The 290-nt window shown below is 62.1% G+C and carries 1 protein-coding gene; it reads left to right on the plus strand.

Annotated elements, in window-relative coordinates:
• Positions 1-140: 140 nt before the first annotated feature.
• On the plus strand, positions 141-290 hold a 150-nt coding region (locus SB658_RS23145), incomplete at its 3' end, for a helix-turn-helix domain-containing protein (protein ID WP_410602610.1).

The following is a 290-nucleotide window of genomic DNA, read 5'->3' on the forward strand; positions in this document are numbered from 1 at the left end:
TATCGTCAAGGCGACGACGTAGAACGGACACCAATCGATCGCGTCGCACGGTTCCGGATGCTCATCGTGCTCTCTTCCGCATTTTGAGGATTACATTCCGTGGGGCATTGTAGATGTGGGTATGACGGGCGGGAGAGTCCATGCAAGGAAAGACCACAGGTGCGCAGTCCCTGACTCGTGCGCTGGATGTACTCGAGTGCCTTGAAGCAGCCGATGGCCCGCTCGGCGTGACGGAACTCGGGCGTCGGCTCGGCCTACCGGGCGCGACCGTCCACCGCCTCGCACAGGCG

Origin of the sequence: Bacillus sp. SIMBA_008 (genome assembly GCF_046535495.1) — a bacterium.
Classification (GTDB): domain Bacteria; phylum Bacillota; class Bacilli; order Bacillales; family Bacillaceae; genus Bacillus; species Bacillus subtilis.